General features: G+C 46.5%; 1 protein-coding gene. It reads right to left on the bottom strand.

Going from position 1 to position 1,580, the window contains the following annotated elements:
- Positions 1-1,580, bottom strand: a 1,580-nt coding sequence (gene nirB / locus RTS10_RS10990) for a nitrite reductase large subunit NirB (protein ID WP_312540334.1), incomplete at both ends; no start/stop codon positions are given.

Here is a 1,580-nt window from a genome sequence, read left to right as displayed (position 1 = left end):
GTTGCAGGGCGAATTTGGCTCCGCTCTTCGACAAACACCACGTTGTCATCGACTTTGTCACTGTTGATAAAGTGCTTAAAACGTTTTAAACGTTCTGGGTCAGAAAGGGTGGTTTTCCATTCACATTGATACGCGTCAATGTCCGCTTGCATTTGGGTTTCAAGCTCATGAGCAATGCCCAAGCTGTCATTGATAACCACGTCTTGAATATACTCAAGACCACCTTCCATTTTTTCACGCCAGACTGACGTGCGTTGTAAGCGGTCGCCAGTTTTGATATAAAACATTAAGAAACGGTCTATATATTTAACCAGCGTGGCTGTGTCCAAGTCACTGGCAAACAGCTCAGCGTGACGAGGACGCATACCGCCATTGCCACAGACATATAGATTCCAGCCATTTTCAGTGGCAATAATACCAACATCTTTGCCTTGGGCTTCGGCGCACTCTCGGGTACACCCCGATACCCCAAATTTGATTTTATGCGGTGAGCGTAAGCCTTTATAGCGGTTTTCCAGTTCGATGGCCAAGCCGACGCTATCATCCACGCCATAGCGACACCAAGTGCTACCGACGCAAGATTTGACGGTACGCAAAGACTTGCCATAGGCATGCCCTGTTTCAAAACCTGCGTTGATTAAGCGTTCCCAAATATCGGGCAATTGGTCGCTGCGAGCCCCGAACAAATCAACACGTTGACCGCCAGTGATTTTGGTATACAGTCCAAAATCGCGTGCTACCTCACCTAAGACAATGAGTTTTTCGGCGGTAATTTCACCACCTGCAATCCTTGGTACGACTGAGTAAGTACCATCTTTTTGGATATTCCCCAAGAAAGCATCATTGGTATCTTGTAGCGCAACCAGCGGTTTATCTAAGATATAGTCATTCCAGCAAGACGCCAAAATCGAGCCAATCGTTGGTTTACAAATTTCACAGCCATCACCGTGTCCGTGTCTTTCAATCATCTCTTCAAAGGTGTGGATATTGCTGACGCGCACCAAGTGATACAATTCTTGGCGAGAGTAAGCAAAATGCTCACAGATATGATTTTTGACTTCGATACCGCGCTTTTTGAGTTCTGACACTAAGGTATCTTTGACGATTTGGGCACAACCGCCACAGCCTGTACTGGCCTTGGTGCAGCTCTTGATGTCTTCATAAGTCATGGCCCCATTGTCCACGGCTGCGCAGATTTGACCTTTACTAACGTTATAGCACGAGCATAGCGTTGCGCTATCGGGCAGATTCTCTACGCCCATAACAGGCTTTTCGACATTCGGTAAAATCAAACTTTCAGGTTGTAGTGGCAAATCAATACCGTTTAAAAACAACTGCAGCAGATTGCTATAATCTTCCGTATCACCGACCAGTACCGCACCCAGCAAGCGTTTGCCATCGTCCGAGGTGACTAACTTTTTATACACGCCTGTTTTTGGGTTTTGGTAGACAAAGCTTAAACTGTCTTTGATTTTGCCATGGGCATCGCCAATACTGCCGACATCGACGCCCATGAGTTTAAGTTTGGTACTCATGTCCGCACCGTCAAATAGGCTGTCATGCTCACCTGCTATTTGTGA

It is taken from the genome of Moraxella sp. CTOTU47616 (assembly GCF_032017465.1).
Taxonomy (GTDB): domain Bacteria; phylum Pseudomonadota; class Gammaproteobacteria; order Pseudomonadales; family Moraxellaceae; genus Faucicola; species Faucicola tetraodonis.
The sequence above is the reverse complement of the archived record's forward strand: the minus strand, read 5'-3'. Positions and strand labels throughout refer to the sequence as shown.